Source organism: Pseudoalteromonas sp. L23 (assembly GCF_021728455.1).
Taxonomy (GTDB): Bacteria; Pseudomonadota; Gammaproteobacteria; order Enterobacterales; family Alteromonadaceae; genus Pseudoalteromonas.
Genome location: NZ_JAKKCW010000027.1, coordinates 1 through 21,859 on the forward strand (window position 1 = coordinate 1; position 21,859 = coordinate 21,859).

At 42.5% G+C, this 21,859-nt stretch carries 17 protein-coding genes and 3 pseudogenes; 17 read left to right on the forward strand and 3 right to left on the reverse strand.

The genetic code is table 11. The features are described from left to right. From L3V43_RS22865 to L3V43_RS22890, 6 genes and pseudogenes are all read left to right on the forward strand, one after another. Positions 1-173: transposase domain-containing protein (locus tag L3V43_RS22865; protein WP_237117460.1), on the forward strand; the 173-nt coding region annotated here is incomplete at its 5' end. A 366-nt stretch (positions 174-539) separates the two neighbouring features. Beyond that, a complete protein-coding gene (locus tag L3V43_RS22870; protein ID WP_237117459.1) occupies positions 540-1,406 on the forward strand; it encodes a fibronectin type III domain-containing protein in 867 nt (288 codons plus the stop codon). Between the two features lie 212 nt (positions 1,407-1,618). Then, entirely contained in the window at positions 1,619-2,824 is a 1,206-nt protein-coding gene (locus L3V43_RS22875; RefSeq protein ID WP_237117458.1) for a fibronectin type III domain-containing protein, read from the forward strand. A gap of 542 nt (positions 2,825-3,366) precedes the next feature. Beyond that, positions 3,367-3,830, forward strand: a pseudogene (locus L3V43_RS22880) (transposase); the annotation flags it as partial. Positions 3,831-4,015: 185 nt separating this feature from the next. After that, a pseudogene (locus L3V43_RS22885) lies at positions 4,016-4,380 on the forward strand (transposase); the annotation flags it as partial. Positions 4,381-4,489: 109 nt separating this feature from the next. Further along, positions 4,490-4,627: pseudogene (locus L3V43_RS22890) on the forward strand (transposase); the annotation flags it as partial. A 396-nt stretch (positions 4,628-5,023) separates the two neighbouring features. On the opposite strand, the gene cmoB reads toward L3V43_RS22890, so the two are convergent. Together cmoB and cmoA are read right to left on the reverse strand one after the other, a co-directional pair. Continuing rightward, positions 5,024-5,992, reverse strand: coding sequence for a tRNA 5-methoxyuridine(34)/uridine 5-oxyacetic acid(34) synthase CmoB (gene cmoB, locus L3V43_RS22895; protein ID WP_102056605.1), 969 nt, complete (start codon positions 5,990-5,992; stop codon positions 5,024-5,026). A gap of 8 nt (positions 5,993-6,000) precedes the next feature. Next, positions 6,001-6,726: a carboxy-S-adenosyl-L-methionine synthase CmoA gene (cmoA, locus tag L3V43_RS22900; RefSeq protein WP_102056606.1), complete on the reverse strand. Its 726-nt coding sequence runs from the start codon at positions 6,724-6,726 to the stop codon at positions 6,001-6,003. Positions 6,727-6,841: 115 nt separating this feature from the next. Between cmoA and L3V43_RS22905 the strand changes: the two genes are divergently transcribed. Beyond that, the gene (locus L3V43_RS22905) at positions 6,842-7,516 is read left to right on the forward strand and encodes a DUF3334 family protein (protein WP_010378035.1); all 675 of its coding nucleotides are present in this window, start codon (positions 6,842-6,844) and stop codon (positions 7,514-7,516) included. 99 nt (positions 7,517-7,615) lie between these two features. Here L3V43_RS22905 and L3V43_RS22910 read toward each other — a convergent pair whose 3' ends face one another. Continuing rightward, a complete protein-coding gene (locus L3V43_RS22910) occupies positions 7,616-11,347 on the reverse strand; it encodes a response regulator (RefSeq protein ID WP_237117457.1) in 3,732 nt (1,243 codons plus the stop codon). Positions 11,348-11,452: 105 nt separating this feature from the next. On the opposite strand from L3V43_RS22910, the gene L3V43_RS22915 reads away from it, so the two are divergent. From L3V43_RS22915 to L3V43_RS22960, 10 genes are all read left to right on the forward strand, one after another. After that, entirely contained in the window at positions 11,453-12,574 is a 1,122-nt protein-coding gene (locus L3V43_RS22915; protein ID WP_102056608.1) for a hybrid sensor histidine kinase/response regulator, read from the forward strand. A 386-nt stretch (positions 12,575-12,960) separates the two neighbouring features. Beyond that, a complete protein-coding gene (locus tag L3V43_RS22920) occupies positions 12,961-13,803 on the forward strand; it encodes a 2OG-Fe(II) oxygenase family protein (RefSeq protein WP_017219251.1) in 843 nt (280 codons plus the stop codon). A gap of 322 nt (positions 13,804-14,125) precedes the next feature. Further along, positions 14,126-15,037: a BadF/BadG/BcrA/BcrD ATPase family protein gene (locus L3V43_RS22925; protein ID WP_102056609.1), complete on the forward strand. Its 912-nt coding sequence runs from the start codon at positions 14,126-14,128 to the stop codon at positions 15,035-15,037. Further along, a complete protein-coding gene (nagA, locus tag L3V43_RS22930) occupies positions 15,037-16,161 on the forward strand; it encodes an N-acetylglucosamine-6-phosphate deacetylase (RefSeq protein WP_237117456.1) in 1,125 nt (374 codons plus the stop codon). Before L3V43_RS22925 ends, nagA begins: the two co-directional genes overlap by 1 nt. A 258-nt stretch (positions 16,162-16,419) precedes the next feature. Next, a complete protein-coding gene (locus L3V43_RS22935; protein ID WP_237117455.1) occupies positions 16,420-17,553 on the forward strand; it encodes a DUF5009 domain-containing protein in 1,134 nt (377 codons plus the stop codon). 262 nt (positions 17,554-17,815) lie between these two features. Next, a complete protein-coding gene (gene nagB / locus L3V43_RS22940; RefSeq protein ID WP_045988699.1) occupies positions 17,816-18,610 on the forward strand; it encodes a glucosamine-6-phosphate deaminase in 795 nt (264 codons plus the stop codon). A 147-nt stretch (positions 18,611-18,757) separates the two neighbouring features. Continuing rightward, a complete protein-coding gene (gene nudC, locus L3V43_RS22945; protein ID WP_017219254.1) occupies positions 18,758-19,660 on the forward strand; it encodes an NAD(+) diphosphatase in 903 nt (300 codons plus the stop codon). 2 nt (positions 19,661-19,662) lie between these two features. Next, positions 19,663-20,841, forward strand: coding sequence for a cystathionine beta-lyase (locus L3V43_RS22950; protein WP_235367557.1), 1,179 nt, complete (start codon positions 19,663-19,665; stop codon positions 20,839-20,841). Positions 20,842-21,047: 206 nt separating this feature from the next. Further along, positions 21,048-21,335 (forward strand): hypothetical protein, encoded by a 288-nt coding sequence (locus L3V43_RS22955; RefSeq protein WP_095727881.1) that lies wholly within the window; start codon positions 21,048-21,050, stop codon positions 21,333-21,335. A 195-nt stretch (positions 21,336-21,530) separates the two neighbouring features. Further along, positions 21,531-21,770 carry a hypothetical protein gene (locus L3V43_RS22960; protein WP_237123948.1) on the forward strand — a complete coding sequence of 80 codons (240 nt, stop codon included), beginning with the start codon at positions 21,531-21,533 and terminating at the stop codon, positions 21,768-21,770. Positions 21,771-21,859: the final 89 nt, after the last annotated feature.

The following is a 21,859-nucleotide window of genomic DNA, read 5'->3' on the forward strand; positions in this document are numbered from 1 at the left end:
TGTTTAGCTTCACCACAAGTGGCGCTGAGAGTAGCGCAATCCTCTACAGCGTGATCGAAACAGCCAGAGCAAACGGCCACACCCCATTCGATTATGTGATGCATTGCTTAAACGAATTAGCCCAGCCCCAGTGCGATATCGCCAGTTTACTGCCCTGGCATGTTAGCCTCTAGGTGTAGTTCGCCGTACGCTTACATAGATTGGAATGGAAACGATTTTTTGTCTTTGTATTATTGGGAGTATGTGGAATAGCCTATTATTTACAAAGAATTAAATTGACTAATAGTTATATTAAGTTAGAGCCATAGTTCAGGTTTGAACCCAAAGCCTCGCACTTGCGGGGCTTTGTTTTATCTGGCTTTCAATTAACAAGAAAGCCTAATAAGGGTTTCTGTTTTTCCATCTTAAGGCTCGCAATATCAATGCTACTTGTTGTTACACTTATACCTATTATGTATACTTGAAAAAAAATAGCGTAACCTCCTCATGGGAGAACTTACTTTTGGCTTATTAGCCTTTTAACAGTCCGAGGATTTAAAATGCAAAAAATCTTTGCAGTAATGCTTCTTAGTGTTTTTTTCTTTTCTAATTCAGCAAGCGCTTATTTGTCTAAACCTAATAGCGTGACAGCTTCAGTTCGAGGTGTTAATAGTATTGACATTCAATGGTCAAGTGTATCAGAAGCTTCTTTTTATGTTCGAGAAGCGCGCATAGGTGCAGGAGACTGGATCCACCCTAAAGAATATATAAGCACTTCGGTTTCATTTGAAAATGTCGCACCAAATCAATACCAATATCGCGTTAAATCTTGTAATTCAGAAACTTGTTCAGATTGGAGCTACTCTAATAAAGTAACTTCTGTTGGTTTGCCCGCAGCGCCCTTGTATGTATCCGCTAATGTTCAAGGTCAAAATAACCTCAATATTTCATGGTCTGAAGTGAATAATGCAGAAAGTTATATTCGCGAAGTAAAAATTGGTGATGGTAATTGGGTTAACCCTAAAGTTTATGAAGGTACTTCAGTCTCTTTCAGTAGTTTGTCGAAAAATCGTTATCAATACAGAGTCAAAGCTTGCAACCTAGTAGGATGCTCTGCTTGGACAGTTTCTAACTCGGTTTCTATATCACTTGAGCCAGTAGCACCATTAAAAGTGTTAGCCAATGTTAAAAATGGTAATAGTGTATATATCTCATGGTCGTCTGTGACTGGCGCAGATTATTATGTAAGAGAAGCTAAAGTAGGGTCGAGACCATGGCTACATCCTATCGAGTATACAGGGAATGCAATCGCTTTTTATAACGTCGGGCCAAACCAATATCAATATCGTGTGCAAGCATGTAATAAAACTGGGTGCTCTCCTTGGACCTACTCGAATATTATCGCGATTTATCCTAAACCAAATTAAAAACGTTTAATTTCAGGATTAAAGTACATACGAGTTATCTCTTCATTGTATAGCCCAAAAGATGTTTATATTGTAAAGCACCTCTTGGGCTGGATTTTTCTATGTATCTTTGTTACACCTGTACCCAAAAGATACAAAAAGCCTTAAATAAAGATACTTAAGTTGCAAAAGCTCGGACTGAAAGCCAAGAATAGTTCAAAGGATATAATTAAATGAAAAAAAGTGTATTAGCATGGGGAATTGCGTTTTTCACAGCCTTGTTTTCTACATCTACTAGCGCAGCACCTACAATGCCAAATAATGTGAGTGCGAATGTAACCAGTAACAGCAATGTTACAATTAGTTGGAGTAGTGTTAGTGGGGCAACTAAGTATATCCGAGAGGCTAGAATCGGCTCAGGTTCATGGATGTATTCAAAAGAATATTCGGGTACTTCGGTTTCATTTATTAATGTCGCGCCTAATCAATATCGATACCGAGTTAAAGCTTGTGATGCTAGTGGCTGTTCAGGCTGGAAGTACTCAAACACAATAATCATTTATGATACCCCACCAGCTCCCTCGAATGTGTCGGCAGTAATTAAAAACTTAGATGACGTAGAAATAAGTTGGTCAAGGGCTCTTGGCGCGGACTACTATATTCGCGAAGCTCGTGTTGGTTCTGGAGCATGGATCAATCCAGTAAAATATTCAGGTAATATAGCCTCTTTTAATAATATTGCACCGAATCAATATCGATACCGAGTAAAAGCGTGCAACTATCGTGACTGTTCTACTTGGACTTACTCTAATACTATTAATGTAACTGGGGCCCCCTCCGCTCCAAGTCAAGTAACGGCGGTAATTCAAAACGACAACGATGTTACAATTTCATGGTCGACAGTTAGTGATGCAAGCTACTATGTTCGAGAAACACGCATTGGCACTGGCTCTTGGATCCACCCAAAAGAATATACAAGTACCTCAGTATCTTTTGACAATCTTACGCCAAATCAATACCGCTACAGGGTTAAAGCTTGTAACTCCCGAGATTGTTCTGAATGGACATACTCAAATCCCGTCACTGTTGCTAAGACCTTAACTGCTCCAACAACAGTGTCTGCAGCGATCCGAGCTGGTGATGATATTAATCTGTCATGGTCTAGTGTAGCCGGAGCTGAATACTACGTTAGAGAGGTGAAAGTTAACGATGGCTCTTGGACCAACTCTAAAGTATATTTAGGCACTTCAGACGTATTCAAGGATCTTAATCCTAGTACGTATCAATATCGCGTTCGGGCTTGCGGCTATACTCAAGATTGCTCCGGTTGGAGCTACTCAAATCAGGTAAGAGTAGAAGACAAACCTGTTCAATTGAAGAAAACTGTTTTTATTCATACAGATCTACTAGGTAGTCCGGTTGCTGAAAGTAACCAATAGTTAAAAATATCGCCTACTGAAGATAAGCTTAATTAACCTGAGGTTTGGATAAGGAATGTTCCAACTCATTGTTTCTAAAGCACAACTTAGTTTTTTCCTTGTCTAGCCAGAGAGTTTTAGGGAAAGCAAGGCGAATTTACGCACCAATAGCTGGCTATTGGAAATGAATTCAACGCTGTTAGCGCTAAAACTGGCTGCTAGAAAGGCATTAATTATCCGCAGCTCAGGTTAATTAGTAATATGTAAATATTAAAGCCTCACTAGCTTAGGTCAGCGAGGTTTTGGTGTGCACTTCGCTATATTCTCGAAGTTAGAATTGATTTAAAACATTGGAGTAATCCAGTACTATCTTGGAAAAGTGCGAAACAGGCAACAGCTTCCGCTAATTGTTACAATATTAGAGTAGGTGATTACCAATATGGAGTAAAGGCGTGCAACAATGATGGGGCTCGGGATAAGAATTTAAAAACTAGGGAACTATAAGCCTGTTCCAAGAGCAGAACTTTCGACCAAAAAAGAAAGTGATCTATTAAGGAACAGGCATGAATAAGTTAGTTGAGTTATTTACCGATGTTGATGATTTTTGCAAAGTTTTTTTGTCGCAATGGTACGCCTACGAGATAAAGCAAGGTCAAATAAAAAGAGAAAGGGCATGCCCGATGAGTATGGCTGAAATAATGACAGTCATCATTCTATTTCACATGTCAAATCAGCGCGATTTTAAAAACTTTTATAAAGGCTACCTCGCTCGCTTTCATAAAAAAGACTTTCCAACACTGCTCAGCTATACAAGATTTTTAGAACTTATGCCTCGTGCGGTTACTCCCCCCTTTCAAGTTATTTTAAAACCCTAAAATCAACAGATAGTGATATTTGCTTCATTGACTCAACGAGTATCAAAGTTTGTCATAATTTGAGAATACCAAGGCACAAGACGTTTGCAGGTGTAGCTGAGCGGGGGCGAGGAAGGATGGGATGGTATTTTGGATTCAAACTACACCTAATTAACCTGAGGTTTGGATAAGGAATGTTCCAACTCATTGTTGCTAAAGCACAACTTAGTTTTTTCCTTGTCTAGCCAGAGAGTTTTAGGGAAAACAAGGCGAATTTACGCGCCAATAGCTGGCTATTGGAAGTGAATTCAACGCAGTTAGCACTAAAACTGGCTGCTAGAAAGGCATTAATTATCCACAGCTCAGGTTAATTATCAATCATAAGGGTGAAATAATTGCCGCCAAAGTTACACCTGCAAATAAGCATGATACAGCTCCTGCCGAAGAGCTTGCTCAAAATTTGACCAGCACTTTATATGGAGACAAGGGCTATATCAGCAGTAAGTTAGAGCAGTCACTATCGGAAAGGGGACTCAAACTGGTCACCAATGTGCGAATATGAAGGTCAAAGCTATTTCTGCTTGGGACAAAGCAATGCTATCAAAGCGCTTTATTATTGAAACCGTGAATGACCAGCTAAAGAATATTTGTCAGTTAAAGCACTCAAGACATAGAAGTTTGCATGGAATGATATTAACAGTCTTAGGTGCGCTGATTGCATACAGCCACAAAGGAAACAGCCATCAATTTCTGTTGATGAACTGATGTTGTGGCTCAATAAATCTGGACACTATTTTAGGTGGTATCATTACCACTCAACTAGAGGTGTCCAATGGCAAGAAAACGTCGAACATTTAGTAAAGAATTCAAACTTGAAGCAGCTTGCTTAGTTTTAGATAAAGGCTACTTCCTCCAAGGTGTATGTCATTCTTTGGATATTGATGAAACCGCCTTAAGGCGCTGGGTACAATAGCTTGAGTGTGAACGAAATGGTGAAACGCCTAAGTCTAAAGCGTTGACCCTTTGTATGCTTTTACTTGATGAACTATTACAACTGGAGAAGGCCGAATAGTCACAACGAAATGCAAGCTTCAGCAGTAGCAGAAGAAAAACTTAATTCACTGTCCGGAATTAGTTGACCACTACATGATAGCTTAAACCGATCTCAGGTTACTTATTCTAACAAGGTTTATAATTAATGGTGATCTATAGGCTCCAAAAAGCGTGACAGCGACTGTTAACAGTGGGATTGGGTTAATCTCAAAGTATATTCAGATACTTCAGTTAGTTTCAATAATGTGTCTGCAAACAGATACCCTACAGAGTTAGGGCATGTAACTCTGTAGGGTATTCTCTTTCGATATACTCAAGCTTTTGCGATAAAAATTGCACGGAGCGGAGCGGGGTAGCCTTCAATGGTTTTGCTGGTGTCATTTGGATCTAAGAAATCAGCAAGCGACTCTGTTTCCATCCAAGGAGTTTGGCGCTGTTCGTCTAACGACGTGACGTCTTTGTTTACCACTTTGATATCTTTGAAGCCCACGCGCTCAAGCCATAATGTTAATGCGTCGCAGCTTGGAATAAACCAGACATTGCGCATCTTGGCGTAGCGATCGGTCGGCACCAATACTGTATTTACATCGCCCTCAATGACAAGTGTTTCTAGCACTAATTCGCCATCTTTTCTTAGCTGAGACTTTAGCTGCGCTAAAAAGTCGATTGGTGAACGACGGTGATATAGCACGCCCATTGAAAACACAGTATCAAATGCTTTTAACTCAGGCAGTTGCTCTACACCTAGTGGTAGTAAATGCACGTTTGGATCGGGGTTAAAGTGTTTAATCGTTTGGAATTGGCATAAAAATAGATCGGAGGGGTCAATGCCAACAACAAGCTCTGCGCCTTCACCGCGCATACGCCACAAGTGATAACCAGAGCCACAGCCGATATCCAATACATTACGGCCGTGAAGGTCGCTGATATGGGGGAGCAGTCGGTCCCATTTCCAGTCGCTGCGCCACTCAGTATCAATATGGACGCCATGTAAATGAAATGGTCCCTTACGCCATGGCATCATGCGTTTTAGTAAATGCGTTAACTGCTTTTGATGACCTTCATTGACGTCTTCGCCAGTACCTATCTCAACCTTGGTTTTTATATCAACATGGGTGGTTGAGATCTCTGGTAGATTTTTAATGACTTTTTCCCATTTCGGCCAGTCGCCATGTTGGGCTTCTTTTTGCCAATGGCTAAGCTGCGCAGGCAACGTTTCTAGCCAATGGCTCAAAGGGGTTTTCGCAATGGTTGCATAAAAGTCGGTAAACCAATGATTCATAATTGCCTCTATTTTATTGCTACCATTGAGCAGAAGTTAAAGCATTGATACCACACTTGAGTTTGATTAAAGCCAATAGCTTCTAATCTTGTCATATGGGTACTTAACAAGTCCGTGCGCATCACGTTTTCAATCGCGTTGCGTTTTTGGCTGATCTCTAATTCTGAGTAGCCATTGTGGCGTTTAAAGTCGTGGTGAAGGTCGATAAGTAAGTTGTCTTTAGTATCGTTTTCACCGCGGATTTTTTCACTTAATAGCAGTACACCACCAGGTTTCAAACCCTGATATATTTTTTCTAGAACCGCTTTGCGGTTTTCTGGTGGAATAAACTGTAGGGTGAAGTTCATCGCAACGACAGATGCATTGCTAATCTCTATTTCATTGATATCACCTAAAGTGACCGAGACTGGGACGTCGGATTTAAAGCCTTTTAGATGCAGTTGGCAGCGCTCTACCATAGGCTGTGAATTGTCCACGGCAATGATATGACAGTTTTCTTTATCTATATTTCTACGCATGCTTAGCGTGACTGCGCCTAAAGAGCAGCCTAAGTCATATAAGTTTGAGTTACTTTGCGCGTAAGTACCCGCAAGTTTGCCCATTGTGCTTACTATTGTCGCGTAGCCCGGCACTGAGCGCTGGATCATATCTGGAAACACTTCGACGACATTGGCGTCGAAAGTGAAATCTTTTACTGCTTGCTCAGTGGCATAAATACTGTCTTTGCCCGTCACATTTAATCTCTCTTTGAAAATAATCTCGCTATTTTAGCATTTTATGCTGGATAGTCAGTGATAAATTCAGTAGCTTGGCTACTATTAATAATAAGAAGTAACTATGAGACCAAAAATGGCGAAAAGCAAAGTGATTAGCACAGAAGACATCCTCTCAACGCTATGCCACTCAGTAACAGAAGTTCTGTCGTCGGCAAGCGGCAACCAAATTAACTATTCCGCGATGGTACAAAAGATAACTCGTACCTGTATGAGGCCTGACATCGGCTGTTTCGTATTGTTTGATGGCGGCTTTACCGGTTTAGTCGTAACTAATTTTACCGCGCAAGCCGCGATGGAGGTGTATACCGACTACATGCGTAACATGGGCATGCCTGAAGAAGAAATTGCGCATAGTCATTTATCTGATGACGTTGCCAATGTATTGGGTGAGTTGATGAATCAGATTGTTGGTGATTTCACCAACAAAGTACGTGAGCAGCTACATACCTCTATCACGCAAAACCAGCCTAAGATGATGGCTATCAACAAACAGGTGCAGATCTCGGTAGACACAACGATGGATCGCCCGCAGGCGAGACGCGTTACCTTTACCACGCAAGGCCAGAATATTTTCTATCTTGAATTGGCAATGGATAAAACTGAATTCATTAAGCTACATGACTTTGATATTGCAGAGTCGGTAGACCCAGATGATATTATTGCAAGTCAGGCTGAGAAGAAAAAGCCAGCGAAGCCGCAGGAAGAAGATGTTGTAGATGACGACTTTATGGATCAGTTAGGACTGTAAAACCGTATTTAGAGCACCTAACAGAAAGGCCACATCTGTGGCCTTTCTGTTAGGTAAAAATCTTCATTTCGTCCTCGGATAAAATATATAGTAATGGCACTAATGCAGCGCGCCTTTTCCTGCATTAAGCTCCGGTGCTTCTTCTACATGCTTTATGGATGTTAGCATCATAAAGGCTTCATTGAACTCAAAGCGGGCGATGGCGGTTTTTAATTTCTGTAGTTCTGGTTCAGTCAAATAGCTACTTACTGAAATTGAGTCTACTAGCTCTGTGGCTTGAGTATCATAATCTCTTAATGCACATGCGAGCTGGATGAGTTCCTCTAATTGACTATTGCCACCTTTTTCTTCGTTGTTTTTCGTTACACTTTTTACCTGATGAGACGCTTCTTTTTTACGACGCTTTTGGCATTGTTCCAGTGCATATTTAACGTATTTAATCAGCTCGTCAATTTCGCTTGCATTAGGTGGGCGGACATTGAGAGAAGCCTCAATGTGCTTAAATTCCTCGGTCAGCCTAACAATCGAAAGGTTAGCACTAGCACCTTTTAATGCATGTAACATGCTATGTGCCAGTTCAAAATTTTCAATGGCTAAAGCCTGTTTTAAATTGATCAGCTCTTCAATCTGCTGAGACAGGAACTTTTCTAAGATATCGAAGTAAACCTTTTGGTTGCCAGCTGCTCGAGCAATACCCTCGGCAATATCAATACCTTCAAACTCAATGATCTCATCAATTTCCTCTATCTCTGCAACGACTTTTGGTGGGTTAACTTCTGGCGTTGTTAAAAGGCCATCGGCTTCGGTGCATGCGTATTTCAAAATACTTTTAACGAGTTGTTCAACGTCGATGGGTTTGGTTACGTGGTCATTCATACCAGCATCGATGCAAGTCTGTATGTCTTCTTCCATGGCATTGGCGGTCATCGCTAGAATAGGGAGTGTATTTTTATCGAACTCTATGCGAAGGTTTTGCGTCGCGGTAATGCCGTCCATCACTGGCATTTGCATATCCATTAAAACAATATCTATGTGTTTGCTATGAACTTGATCAATGGCTTCTTGTCCATTGTCTGCGACCGCTACTTGCGCTCCGAAGCTAGATAAGATCTCCGCTGCTATCTCCTGATTGACTGGCTGATCCTCCGCGACCAAAATTGATATGCCATTTAGTGCTTGTTTACTAATCGTTTGTTCTTTTTTGGTGATAGTGGTTCTTACTTCCGGTGAGTCAAACACGGCATTTTGAATAACGTCCACAAGGTTTGACGGGTTAATCGGCTTTAAAAGTACACCATCAACTAAACTGGCTTGGCTGTCGTTCAGGTTTAGCTCCCGACCATAAGCGGTGACTAAAATAAACTTACTTTGCGACACATCGACCTGCGATTGCAGCTTAGTGATCAGCTCAATGCCATCTAATTTTGGCATATGCCAATCGACGAAAATAAGATCGGGTAACTCTTGTGTCAGGACGAATTGATTTAACGCTTTATGAGGGTCTAAATAAGAACAAACCTGCATACCAAAGTTTGTTAGCATACCGCTTAACACGTCCAATGCGTGTTGGTTATCGTCAATAATTGTTGCTGATAGTTCTGATAAGTGGGTAGAGGCCATTTTCGCCTGACTCAGCTCGTCACTGACTTCCATTTCTAATGTGAAATAAAATTCCGAACCGACGTTTTCCTCGCTCTCAACATATATTTCTCCCCCCATAAGCTTGACCAATTGTTGCGAAATCGTGAGGCCAAGCCCTGTACCGCCATATTTTCGGGTGATCGAATTGTCTGCTTGCGAGAAAGATTGAAATAGGTTTTTTTGCTGGCGTTTATTCATGCCAATACCAGAGTCTTTTACGCTAAACTTAATTTTTGCTAACCCTTTTTCGACATTGACAAGGGCGACACGAATAACAACCTCACCGGTTTCTGTGAATTTAACTGCGTTACCCGCTAAATTGATGAGTACTTGGCTTATTCTAAATTGATCGCCAATCACGCAGTAGGGCACTTGTGAGTCGATATCAAAGACTAACTCTAGTTGTTTTTCTTGGGCTTTTACACTGACGATGGTGGCGACATTGTCGAGTAGTTTTTCTGTTGAAAAGGCCTGATATTCTAACTCGATTTTGCCAGCTTCGATTTTTGAAAAATCGAGTATATCGTTGATCAATCTCAGTAATTGCTTTGCGGCTGTATCTATTTTTGATACGTAGTCGTGCTGTTTTGCATTCAATTCTGTCGCGAGCGCGAGATGAGACATACCAATAATCGCGTTCATTGGGGTTCTAATTTCATGGCTCATGTTGGCGAGGAATTCGCTTTTCGCTTTTGCCGAGTTTTGGGCCAAGTTTTTTGCTTCTATGAGTTCACGTTGTAGTTGGTTCCTCTCCGAAACGTCAAGGTACATGCCAACAATACCAGCTACATCGCCATTTTCATTAAAAAATGGCGCTTCGTATACAATCAGTTCCCGCGGCTGTTCTTGGCCATCGAGCAATAATACTTCATAGGTTTGCTCCTGGGTTGTGGTGGTAATTTCGTGGGCTTTGGATTCAAATAGACTGGCTATTCCTAGATCAAAAACCTCGTCTAACTTGGCGCCAATCACATCTACTTCAAATTGATCTAACAGTGTTAAAAAGGACTTGTTTACGCCCATAAATACACCGTCAGTCGAACGATAATACGTGGGGTTTGGGATAGCATTGATAATATGGTGAGTAAGTTCGAGTTGTTCGCTTAAGGCCGATTCTGCCTTTTGCTGCTTTTCGATATTTTCATTGATGGCAAGCGCGAGGCTTAAGTCCTTACACAAATACTCGAGCGCTTCAAATTGGCTGTCTATCAACACCTGAGCACTACCTACTAGCAGCACATAGACAACATGATTACCGATGGCTAGTGGAAAGCAATAACGGCCTTGTAACTTCACTTCAACTTCTTGTTCTTTGAGCCACAACGGTTCTTGTTGTACTTGTGGTTCATTATTTGCTGCGCAATGCGCTAGAGTGGACGCAATAATTGAATGGCTTGGTGTCACCCCATGGCTTTTCACTAACGACAAGGCGTCGTCTTCTAAATTGGCATAGAGGCAAACACTCGGTGCATTGAACTCATTGGCAATAAACTCTAGTGCATGGCGCACGATAGGCTCGGAGCCAGTGATGGATTTTAGTTCGCGATTATAGTTTTCGATAATTGCGGCTGACGCCAACTTTTGGCTTTGAGAGGTGGTGGCAACATGGATCGCTTGCGTGAGCCGTTTTACATCGACGTCACTGTTTGTAGGCACCACAGAAAGAGGGGCGCCATTTAACGCTTGTGCACGTAGCGTATTGACGATGCGATATAGCGGGGAGAAATGTTTGGTGCGCATAAACCAAACATAAAAGCTTAAAAATAGTGTTAATACCGCGAAGGCAAGGCCGGTAATCAACAGTATTAGGAGTTGTTGATTTGTGCTTGTTTCAAGTTCAGCGTTTGCAATGAGAGGCAATTGTGAGATGGCGTTTTGATAACTTTGAGGCAAATCGGCCTGCTCAACCGTATCTGCTAAAAATTGAGACTTTAGTCTTGCTTGGGTTTCATAGATTTGTTGTAACGGAAGTGGTAATGGATGACTTGGTGCAGATTTGATTTCACCTAGCCATTGGACGTTTTTATCTTTGCTATACATCTCTAGTGATAGGTGGTTGTGGTAAGCGGTATTAACGTCGGTCGCGAGAGTGCTGTGAGTAGTTGTTGAGTAGTAGATAAGCGTTGCGCTTCCTAGGGCAGCCATCAAGGCGAAAAGTGCGATCCAACTTAGTAATGCTTTTGAGGACATAAGTTATTATTTACGCGTGAATTTATATATAAACATAGTCGCGATATACAATATCTCAAGCTATGCTGTAAAAAGTGTCTATCTTAAGGACTTGAGTAACGTTACATGTCAGACATTTTAATTGTTGACGATATGCCGGAAAACCTCCAAGTATTGCAGCTCATACTAAGAAAGGAAGGGTATAAAGTATTGGCAGCACGGGGTGGGGACATTGCCTTAGGTATTGTTAAAAAGCACCAGCCTGAGTTAATTATTACCGATATAAAAATGCCAAATATGTCGGGGATTGAACTATGTAAAGTGCTTAAGTCCGACAATTCGGCAGCGGCCATTCCGGTTATTTTTGTGAGTGCTTATGAGGACAGCGAGAGCTTGGTACAAGCATTCGAAGTCGGTGGTGTTGATTATATCACCAAACCTTATAAACCCGCTGAAATCATAGCCAGAGTAAACACCCAATTTAAGTTAATTGAAGCGCAAAAGTTAGCGGTAAAACAGCAGCTATCTAAGGCTATAAACCAAATGGTGATGGGGATTGCACACGAAATTAATACCCCGCTTGGTACCAGTATTACGTCCAACACCTTTTTAGAAGGCGTCATGCAGGAGCTACAAAGTGCACTCACCGTAGGTACGCTTACGCAGGATGAGCTGGTAACGGGGTTTGAGCAGATCAAAGACAGTAGTGCGCTGTGCAGCCGTAATCTAGAAAAAGTGGCTAAGTTTGTCAGCTTATTAAAATCGGTCTCTCAGTCTGAGCGAGATAGCAGCTGTGCTGACGTTAAATTACAAGAAATAGAAACAAGACTGAAAAAAGATTTTTCAAAGCAAGACGTACAAATTCAGTTTGTTGGTAACACAACAACGGAAGTTTACGTGGATGGTCAAGCACTGGTTGAGGTATTGAGCAACTTAGTTGAAAACTCTATTGCGCATGCCTGGATTGACCATGATCACCTTGCCACCATCACCTTTACGCGCTCAGGTAACAATTTACATGTTAATTATACTGACAATGGAATAGGGCTTAGAGGAATTAGTACACAAGAGTTATTAAAACCATTTGTGACGACAAAAAGAGGTAATGCAGGCCATGTTGGGTTAAGCGCAAATTTAACTGCCAACTTGGTTTCAGGGGCACTCAATGGAGAGTTTAGCGTGAAAAATACACCGCAAGGATTGGAGTGGGATATCCAAATACCGATAGATACCCCCGATAATGCTTGATCTGCATCAAAAGTCTCAGGCCCTATACATAAAAGCGGACATAAGTCCTTATATCATTTGTCCTAATTCAATAAGCTCGCTCGCTGTTAAAACGTAATCTTTAAAAAGTACCCTGCTGACCATGTAATTAGCTACACTTTTTGAAGAATTATCGACAACACGATCGTATAAGGGCTTTTTAGCCTTTGCTGTTGCTGTTTTGAGTGAGGCTTGTTAAATACAAGTTTACTGCTTAAAAACAACCCCCTAGGTTAACAGACCCGATAACATACGCCTTACCTTCTACTAGGTACGCAGTGTTGAGATGACACGGGAAGTGCGTTATTTACCCCGATGTGCAATTGAGTAAATAACCATGAATTACTAATAATTTTGGTGGAACCATTATGCAACAGTTACCTACCGTAGACTATCAATCGCCAAATGCTGCGAAAGAATTTGTAGAATCTTTAAGAAACACGGGTTTCGGTGTACTAAAAAATCACCCAATTCCACAAGAGTTGGTTGAATCAATCTACAAACATTGGCAAGAATTTTTTAATTCAGAAGAAAAACACGAATTCCTTTTCAATAAAGAAACTCAAGATGGTTACTTCCCACCAGAAGTCTCTGAAGTTGCGAAAGGTTTTACAGTCAAAGACATCAAAGAGTACTTTCACGTTTATCCAAAAGGTCGCGTACCGGCTCAATTAGAAGCAGAGATTCGTGAATATTACCGTTTAGCGAGCGAGTTTGCTCAAGAGTTGCTAAGCTGGGTACAAGCAGAAGCGCCTGCAGATGTGAGAGCGAGATTCTCTATTGATCTCAAAGATATGATCAAAGAATCAGAGCAGACATTACTGCGTATTCTTCATTACCCACCAATGACAGGCGATGAAGAACCAGGTGCAATTCGCGCCGCAGCGCATGGTGATATCAATCTACTTACTGTATTGCCTGCGGCAAATGAGCCTGGTCTGCAAGTGCAAAGACAAGATGGCAGTTGGTTAGACGTACCTTGCGACTTTGGTTCGCTAATTATTAACATTGGTGACATGCTGCAAGAGGCGTCGGGTGATTACTTCCCATCGACAATTCACCGTGTGATTAACCCTACGGGCAAAGCATCGACGAAATCTCGTATTTCATTGCCGCTATTCTTACATCCAAGACCGGATGTTGTGTTGTCAGAGCGTTACACTGCAGATAGCTATTTGCAAGAGCGTTTGAGAGAACTTGGGGTTAAGTAATCTAGACTTACGATAGCGAATAACCTGAACGACAAGGTTAAATCGATAAAGCGACTTGATGTAATATTGAGTCGCTTTTTTATTATGTGTCTAACAATCCCTAATCTCTGTTAGTCCTTGTAATTTGACGATTATTGCAATTTTTCACTGACAATCCTCACAATCTGTGCAATATTAGTTTTTTTCAAAATGAAGAAATTTCTTGAAAAACTTAATGACAACGCTGTCATTTGTTGTGTAACATCAATTCAACATGAATGAAAAACCGTGTCTAACGAAAATAATAACGCGGTCTAATCCAGAACAAGGTAGGGGTCTTTACATGATGGCTAAACAGGTTAACCAAGACCAACTATACATCGGCGTCGATGGTGGTGGAACAAAATGCCGCGCTACAATTTATTCTCTTCAACATGGCGTTTTGGGTACGGGTCTAGGCGGTCCTGCGAATCCCTTACATGGTTTAGAGCGCACGCTTGAATCTATCATGGTGTCGACACAAATGGCGTTACAAGACGCGGGTCTTCGTGTTGAACAAGTACATGAGCTAAATGCAGGCCTTGGCCTTGCAGGTGTTAACTTACCCGCGCTCTATGACAAAATCATGCAATGGGAGCATCCCTTTAAACAAATGTTCCTTACCACAGATTTACACACCGCGTGTATTGGTGCTCATGAGGGTAGCGATGGTGCAGTGATTATTACGGGCACCGGCTCCTGTGGTTTTGCCTTAGTTGATGGTAAAACAGTGAACTATGGTGGCCATGGTTTTGCGCAAGGCGACATGGGCAGCGGCGCTTGGATGGGGTTAGAGGCGGTCAAAGCTGCGTTACTCGATCTTGATGGCCTTGGCGAAAAAACATCATTGAGCCAAGTATTACTAGAGCACTTCAGTGCGAAAGGGGCGATGGGTATTGCTGAACAAATGGCTGGGCAGCCGTCTAGTGGTTATGCAAAGCTGGCTCGTTATGTATTAGAACAAGCCAAGCTAAATGATGAAATTGCTCTTACTATCGTAAAGTCTGGTGCGGAATATATTAGTCGTTTAGCAAAGCGTTTACTTGAACTAAACCCGCCTAGACTCTCTATGATCGGCGGATTATCAGAGCCACTACAACCATGGCTCGACCCAGAAGTTGCAAAGCAAGTCCAATTACCGAAACAACCTCCTGAAATGGGGGCAATTTACTTTGCAATTCAAAGTGCAGGTCAAGAATTAAAAAAGGCGAACTAATGACGACTCAATGTTATTTTGCTCCAGAATTTTTTGATGGTGAAAGTGTTAGAAAAGACGTTTACTTCGAAATAAACAACGGCCAAATTGGTTATATCAATGAGTCGCAAGCGACCAATGTATCTAAGCTATCAGGGTTAGTTGCACCAGGCTTTATTGACGTACAAGTTAATGGTGGTGGCGGTGCATTTTTTAACGCCGAGCAATCGACGGCATGCTTGGCGACTATGGTTAAAGCACATGGTCAATTTGGTTCTACGGGATTAATGCCAACCCTTATCACTGACAAAATTGAAGTGATGCAACAAGCGGCAGATGCAACAGCAGAAGCGATTGTTACTAAACAGCCCGGAGTGCTTGGGATCCATTTTGAAGGTCCACACTTATCTCATCCTAAAAAGGGTACGCATAGCGAAAAGTTCATTAGACCAATTTCAGAGCAAGAGTTTGCGGTTTACGCGCGTCAAGATTTAGGCATCAAAATGGTGACTTTAGCACCTGAAACTGTGCCACTTAGCGATATCGAACGCTTGATTTCATTGGGTGTGAAAGTGTGTATCGGTCATTCAAATGCGGACTATGACACCGCTAACGCTGCACTTAATGTTGGCGTTGATGGCTTTACGCACCTATTTAATGCAATGTCTGCGTTCACTTCCCGTGAGCCGGGCGTTGTCGGTGCCGCGCTTTGGAATGACAATAGCTGGTGTGGTTTGATTGTTGATGGCCATCACGTTCATCCATTGTCGGCGCAGCTTGCGATTCGTACTAAGCAGCGCGGCAAAGTGATGCTAGTGACGGATGCCATGCCTCCGGTTGGGACAGATGATACGGAGTTTGACTTTTTTGATGGCAGAAAAGTTATTCGTACTGGTGATCGGTTAAATTCAACAACCGGTGAGCTTGCTGGTAGTGTATTGGATATGGCAAGTGCGGTGCGAAATACCGTCAATACGCTTAACGTGAGCCTAGCGGAGAGTTTGCGCATGGCCTCTCTTTACCCTGCGCAATATCTTGGCCTGTCTCAAAAGGGGCATCTAAGATCGGGTGCTGATGCTGATTTCGTGGTGCTCAACAGCGATTTGATTGTGAAGCAAACCTATATTGGTGGTCAGTTGCTGTAACTGATTTGCAATTGAATAGTGGACGGAAACGGCCGCTTAAGTTTCCCTGATAAAACCCCGCAGCAGTACCGCGGGGCTTTGTTTTTTAAGCTTAGCCGGTATTTGGTTAAGCATGGGTGGATCGACAACTCAGGAAGTTAATGTCGTGTGCGTAATGATAGAGTCATGATTGCAACGCGCATCAAAACTAACCTTGAGGCAAATGGATTTGCTTGATTGAGCGATCCATAGTTAATGTTTTCACGCGGATAAATAACAATGACAACGAATAATAAGCCAAAGCGACTTGCGTCTTTAGATGCCTTACGCGGCATGGATATGTTCTGGATCTTAGGTGGCCAGTCTATTTTTGCGGCACTGTTTGTATTGACCGGATGGCAAGGGTGGAAGGCGTTTGAAGCGCACACGCTACACAGCCCTTGGCATGGCTTCACTTTTTATGATCTTATCTTTCCACTGTTTATCTTTTTATCGGGTGTGGCGATGGGCTTGTCGCCTAAACGTATCGACCATCTGACCTTTAATGAACGTAAACCGTTTTATCTCAAAGCACTGAAGCGCCTTTTGTTACTGTGTGCTTTTGGCGTGTTATACAACCATGGCTGGGGAACTGGGATCCCAATGGATCCTGACGGTGTTCGCTACGCCAGTGTATTAGGTCGCATTGCGTTTGCTTGGTTCTTTTGTGCTTTGCTGGTTTGGCATACGAGTTTGCGAACCTTGGCCTATGTGGGTGTAGGCATATTGATATTTTATTGGGTATTGCTTTGCTTTATCCCGGTTCCTGGTGGGCAAGCGGGGGACTTAAGTGCAAATGGTGTTGGTAGTTGGAATGCGTTCATTGACACGTATTTACTGCCAGGGATCAGTTATCAAAATCGTCCGGTTGACCCTGAAGGTGTGCTGTCAAGCTTACCTGCCATTGTAAATGCTATCGCAGGTGTATTTGCTGGTCGTGCGATTGCCAATGCACAAACGCAGGGAGAGTGGAAAACCGTTGGTATTTTGGCAGGCTCTGGTGTACTTGTTTTAGCACTAGGTTGGCTTTGGGACATGCAATTTCCAGTTAATAAAGAACTGTGGACAAGCTCATTTGTGCTAGTAACCGTTGGCTGGAGTGCAATTCTACTTGCGGTATTTTACGCGATAGTAGATGTACTCAGCTTTCAACGTTGGGCGTATCCATTTGTTATTATTGGGGCTAACTCCATTATTATTTATTTAGCGTCAAGCTTAGTGAATTGGACCTTTATTAGTAAAAGCGTATTTGGTGGCGTGATTGCCGCCGTGCCAACTGCGTGGCAACCATTAATTGCTGTTTTTGCGCTACTGGCGGTACAGCTTTTAGTGCTGCATTGGATGTATAAACGCCGTATTTTTGTAAGTGTATAATATTCACTAGCCTCCTTTCAAAAAGCCCACCGTTGTGGGCTTTTTAACACCTTTCGATTGCATAGAGTAAAAAATATCCATATTTTTTTTCACTTTTGCTTTACAAGCGAATTATTTCTGATAATAATGACAGCGTTGTCATAATGGTAATAACCTAATGTTGTGTATCCCAATTAGGTTCGATCTGACCTTGCTTTGATTGCACGCGAGGCAAGGCTCAGATCCCATTTTATTCTAATCATCTCAACATTTGGTTAATCGTATGCAAGTAGTCATTTTAAAAGACGCTGCCGAAGTGGCAGCATATGGTGCAGACATTTTTACAACGCAATTAAAGCGTAAAGCTAACTCTGTGTTGGGATTAGCGACGGGTTCAACACCGGTCGCTTTGTATCAAGAATTAATTAAGCGTAACCAAGCGAACGAAATCAGTTTTGCTGAAGTTACCAGCTTCAACCTAGATGAATATTTAGGCCTAGATGGCTCGCACCCACAAAGTTATCGTTACTTTATGCAGCAGCAGCTGTTTGACCATATCAACATTGATAAAAGTAACACGCACGTACCGCCGGGGGATGCAAAAAATCCAATTACGGCGTGCGGCGAGTATGAAGCGCGTATTAAATCTGCTGGTGGTATTGATGTACAGCTATTAGGAATTGGCAGAAATGGCCATATTGGCTTTAACGAGCCATCTTCTGGCTTAACGTCTCGCACTCGGGTTAAAACCCTAACGAAAGCGACGATTGATGATAATGCTCGTTTTTTTAAAGCTGATGAGTACCAACCTCATTTGTCAATCACAATGGGTATTGGCACGATTTTAGATGCTAAAAAAGTCGTGTTATTAGCGACTGGTGAAAACAAAGCTGATGCCGTTGTTGCTATGGTGGAAGGCCCGTTAACTGCAGCGTGTCCGGCTTCGGCACTACAAATGCATCGTGATGCTGTAATCGTCATCGATGAAGCTGCGGCATCTAAGCTAAAAGATATTGAATTCTATAAGCATATTGAAAACGAAAATCAAAAGCTGCTGGACTATCTTGCCTCTCTGTAGTGTGAAATCACACTGTAGTTTTCAAAAGCCCATTTATGGGCTTTTTTTTTGCCTGCACCTTTGTGCTATGGTAGCTTTAAGGTCTCGCCGAGGTGGATAAAATGTTCCAGAACACGAAGGAATAGGGGCTTGCTGTATTACACTCAAATGACGTTAGACAGAGCGTCTAACGAAAGAAAAGATCAAAACTGGTTATTATCTCAAATGGGTGACAATAGTCGCTGGTTATTAATTCAAGACGACGCTAATTTAGTGCGTGCCCGAGATAATGAATTACACTATCTTTCTCGCACAGAAGTCGCTGATTTAGCGCTCCAAGACGCGATATTCTTAGGTCGTGACGAAGCGCACAGCTATTTTGCGCTTGACGTCTCTAAACAACGAGACAAGCTTTCTTTTATTGACTCCGAGTCAGAATTCATCGATATGCGCCAAGTGGGTCGTAACTTACCAAAGCAGCAAGGCTCAATTGGCGTGCTTGCACGAGGCTTATGTTACTGGCATAAAACCCATTGTTTTTGCGGACGTTGTGGGCAACCCAATAAAATGGTTGAAGCAGGTCATGCAAGACGTTGTGTTAACCCTGAATGCCGCCACATGACGTTTCCACGTACAGATCCAGCCGTTATCATGCTTGTCACTCATGTTTTCCCTGATGGCGTTGAACGCTGCTTGTTGGGCCGTCAGGCTGTTTGGCCAGAAGGGGTATTTTCGACGCTGGCTGGGTTTGTTGATCCCGGCGAATCGTTAGAGCAAGCCGTGATAAGGGAAGTGATGGAAGAGGCGGGTGTTGAAGCATACGACGCCACTTATATTGCCTCACAGCCTTGGCCGTTCCCGTCATCACTTATGCTGGGGTTTATCGCGAAGGCAAAAACCACAGAGATTTTTGTCGAGCAAGATGAGCTTGAGCAAGCTAAATGGTTTTCACGGGCGGAGCTTAATACATTTTCAGAGTGGGGCGATACAAAGCCCGGCTATAAACTCACCAGAGAAGACTCGATCTCCAGATATTTAGTTGAATACTGGCGTGCACAATCAGAAGAGTAATTATGAAAAAGCATACTAAAATCGTTGCTGCTGGAAGAAAAGCAGAATATACCAAAGGGGTAGTAAACCCAGTTGTTCAGCGCGCCTCTACCGTAGTTTTTGAGAGCGTTGCCGAAATGCAAGAAGCGATAAAAGGACGTGGACATCGCACTTTGTTTTACGGCCGCCGTGGCACCAATACCCATTTCGCCTTGCAAGATGCCATTACTGAGCTTGAAAATGGTGCGGGTTGCGCCTTATATCCGTCTGGTGCTGCTGCTATCGCACAGTCACTACTGTCATTTTTAAAAGCAGGCGATCACTTACTGATGGTGGATACTGCGTATGAACCAACCAGAGATTTGTGCGATAAGCTGTTAAAAGGCTATGGTATCGAAACCACTTATTATGACCCTATGGTTGGCGCTGGTATTGACGCGTTAATTCAAGACAATACCAAAGTGTTGTTCTTAGAGTCTCCAGGTTCAATCACCATGGAAGTTCAAGATGTGCCAGCGATGGTTGAAGTTGCAAAGCGCCGTGGCGTTATCACTATGCTTGATAATACGTGGGGTAATGGCTGGCAGTTTCGTCCGCTCGATCATGGTGTTGATATCAGCATTCAAGCCGCAACCAAGTATATTGTTGGGCATTCGGATGTCATGATGGGGGTTGCCGTTGCAAATGAGCGCTATTGGCCTGAGCTTAGAGAGCACTCGTATTTACTTGGTCAATGTACCTCTGCAGATGATGCTTATTTAGCACTACGTGGGTTACGTACTATGCCTGCGAGGTTAAAACAACATGAGCAGTCGGCAATGACAGTGGCGAAATGGCTCGAAGCGCATCCGCTCGTGGATCACGTTAGACATCCCGCTTTTGAGACTTGCCCTGGCCATGAATTCTTCAAGCGAGACTTTGATGGCAGTAATGGTTTATTTTCAATCGTAATGAAAGAAGGTAGCCAAAAGGCGATTAACCGCTTCTTAGATGCTTTATCCCATTTTAAAATGGGTTTCTCATGGGGCGGCTATGAAAGTTTAGTTACAGCCAATAAAACCATGGAGCATTTGCGATCAACCACTGGTTGGACATTGGGCCCCGTGATCCGCCTTCACATAGGTCTTGAAGACGTAGAAGACTTGTTAGAAGATTTAGAACACGCACTTAAGGTCTATGAACAAAACCTCGGTAAATCTTAAAACCTCGATCAGTATTGGGTGCTTCACTTTTAACGAGGCACCTCGGATTTATTGAGCCACAATAGCTGTTGGATCAAGACTGAAAACTGTAGAGAACAATACCAGTTTGGCGCAGTTTAAGCGTAAGGCACAGGGAACCTTTATAGGGAGGTTATGTCTAAGAGCGATGTCATGAAAGTATTGCAAACTGAATTCAAGGAAAGGTGATGAAGTTAAACAGATTGATTATGTTACCGATAATCTCACTCAGCGCTTGTGTAGTAATGCCTGTGCAAGATACTGCTCACACCAACAAGTGCGAGATTTCATCGGATAGAAAAACCCTAAAGATAGTCGATGTTGCAGATGAAACCAATACGTATTATTCCGTGAGTGGAATTATATTAACGCCGATACTCGTTCCTACTACTGCTATTATTTCGGGAACTTATGTGCTGGCAAATAATGCCTATCGTCTTGGGGAAGAGACGATAAAATGCGAGAACAAATCTTAAAACTAACTACAAACTTATTTAATTGTTGCGTTGTGCTCTGTATTTGAGCGCAGCGGGTCAAAACCACTTGTGCGACATGCTTGGTTTGCTATGTTTTACTTTTATAATGTATCGTAAGCGTCGCCAGAACCACACCTAGCTACTGAATACGCTCAGCCTATAAAGTACAGCTCTGACCTCAATTCGGAGCTGACCATGCCTAAACACAAAACCGCAGAGCAATGGCTGAAACTTATCGAACAACAGGAACTCAGTGGTTTGTCTGTCACTGACTTCTGCACGCAGCACAACCTTAGTACCAAGTCTTTTTATAATCGCCGAAGTAAACTTCGCACTAAAAAACCACCTAAGTCATCTTTTATTGCCGCTAAGCCTGCTGCATCTGAGTCCGTTTCTCTTGTAACTCCCCCAAAAAATGAAACAGTTCATAAGTAGAATTTTCCATTAACTAAAATAGGAAAATTTACGATGAGAAAAAGCAAGTTCACCGAAACCCAAATTGTCAGCATGATCAAGGAAGCTGA

Bases quoted from the DNA above. Each gene is read 5' to 3' on its own strand.
- L3V43_RS22870 (WP_237117459.1), top strand. From the start codon at position 540: ATGCAAAAAATCTTTGCAGTAATGCTTCTTAGTGTTTTTTTCTTTTCT.
- L3V43_RS22875 (WP_237117458.1), top strand. From the start codon at position 1,619: ATGAAAAAAAGTGTATTAGCATGGGGAATTGCGTTTTTCACAGCCTTG.
- cmoB (WP_102056605.1), bottom strand. From the start codon at position 5,992: ATGAATCATTGGTTTACCGACTTTTATGCAACCATTGCGAAAACCCCT.
- L3V43_RS22905 (WP_010378035.1), top strand. From the start codon at position 6,842: ATGGCGAAAAGCAAAGTGATTAGCACAGAAGACATCCTCTCAACGCTA.
- L3V43_RS22910 (WP_237117457.1), bottom strand. From the start codon at position 11,347: ATGTCCTCAAAAGCATTACTAAGTTGGATCGCACTTTTCGCCTTGATG.
- L3V43_RS22915 (WP_102056608.1), top strand. From the start codon at position 11,453: ATGTCAGACATTTTAATTGTTGACGATATGCCGGAAAACCTCCAAGTA.
- L3V43_RS22920 (WP_017219251.1), top strand. From the start codon at position 12,961: ATGCAACAGTTACCTACCGTAGACTATCAATCGCCAAATGCTGCGAAA.
- L3V43_RS22925 (WP_102056609.1), top strand. From the start codon at position 14,126: ATGATGGCTAAACAGGTTAACCAAGACCAACTATACATCGGCGTCGAT.
- nagA (WP_237117456.1), top strand. From the start codon at position 15,037: ATGACGACTCAATGTTATTTTGCTCCAGAATTTTTTGATGGTGAAAGT.
- L3V43_RS22935 (WP_237117455.1), top strand. From the start codon at position 16,420: ATGACAACGAATAATAAGCCAAAGCGACTTGCGTCTTTAGATGCCTTA.
- nagB (WP_045988699.1), top strand. From the start codon at position 17,816: ATGCAAGTAGTCATTTTAAAAGACGCTGCCGAAGTGGCAGCATATGGT.
- nudC (WP_017219254.1), top strand. From the start codon at position 18,758: ATGACGTTAGACAGAGCGTCTAACGAAAGAAAAGATCAAAACTGGTTA.
- L3V43_RS22950 (WP_235367557.1), top strand. From the start codon at position 19,663: ATGAAAAAGCATACTAAAATCGTTGCTGCTGGAAGAAAAGCAGAATAT.
- L3V43_RS22955 (WP_095727881.1), top strand. From the start codon at position 21,048: ATGAAGTTAAACAGATTGATTATGTTACCGATAATCTCACTCAGCGCT.
- L3V43_RS22960 (WP_237123948.1), top strand. From the start codon at position 21,531: ATGCCTAAACACAAAACCGCAGAGCAATGGCTGAAACTTATCGAACAA.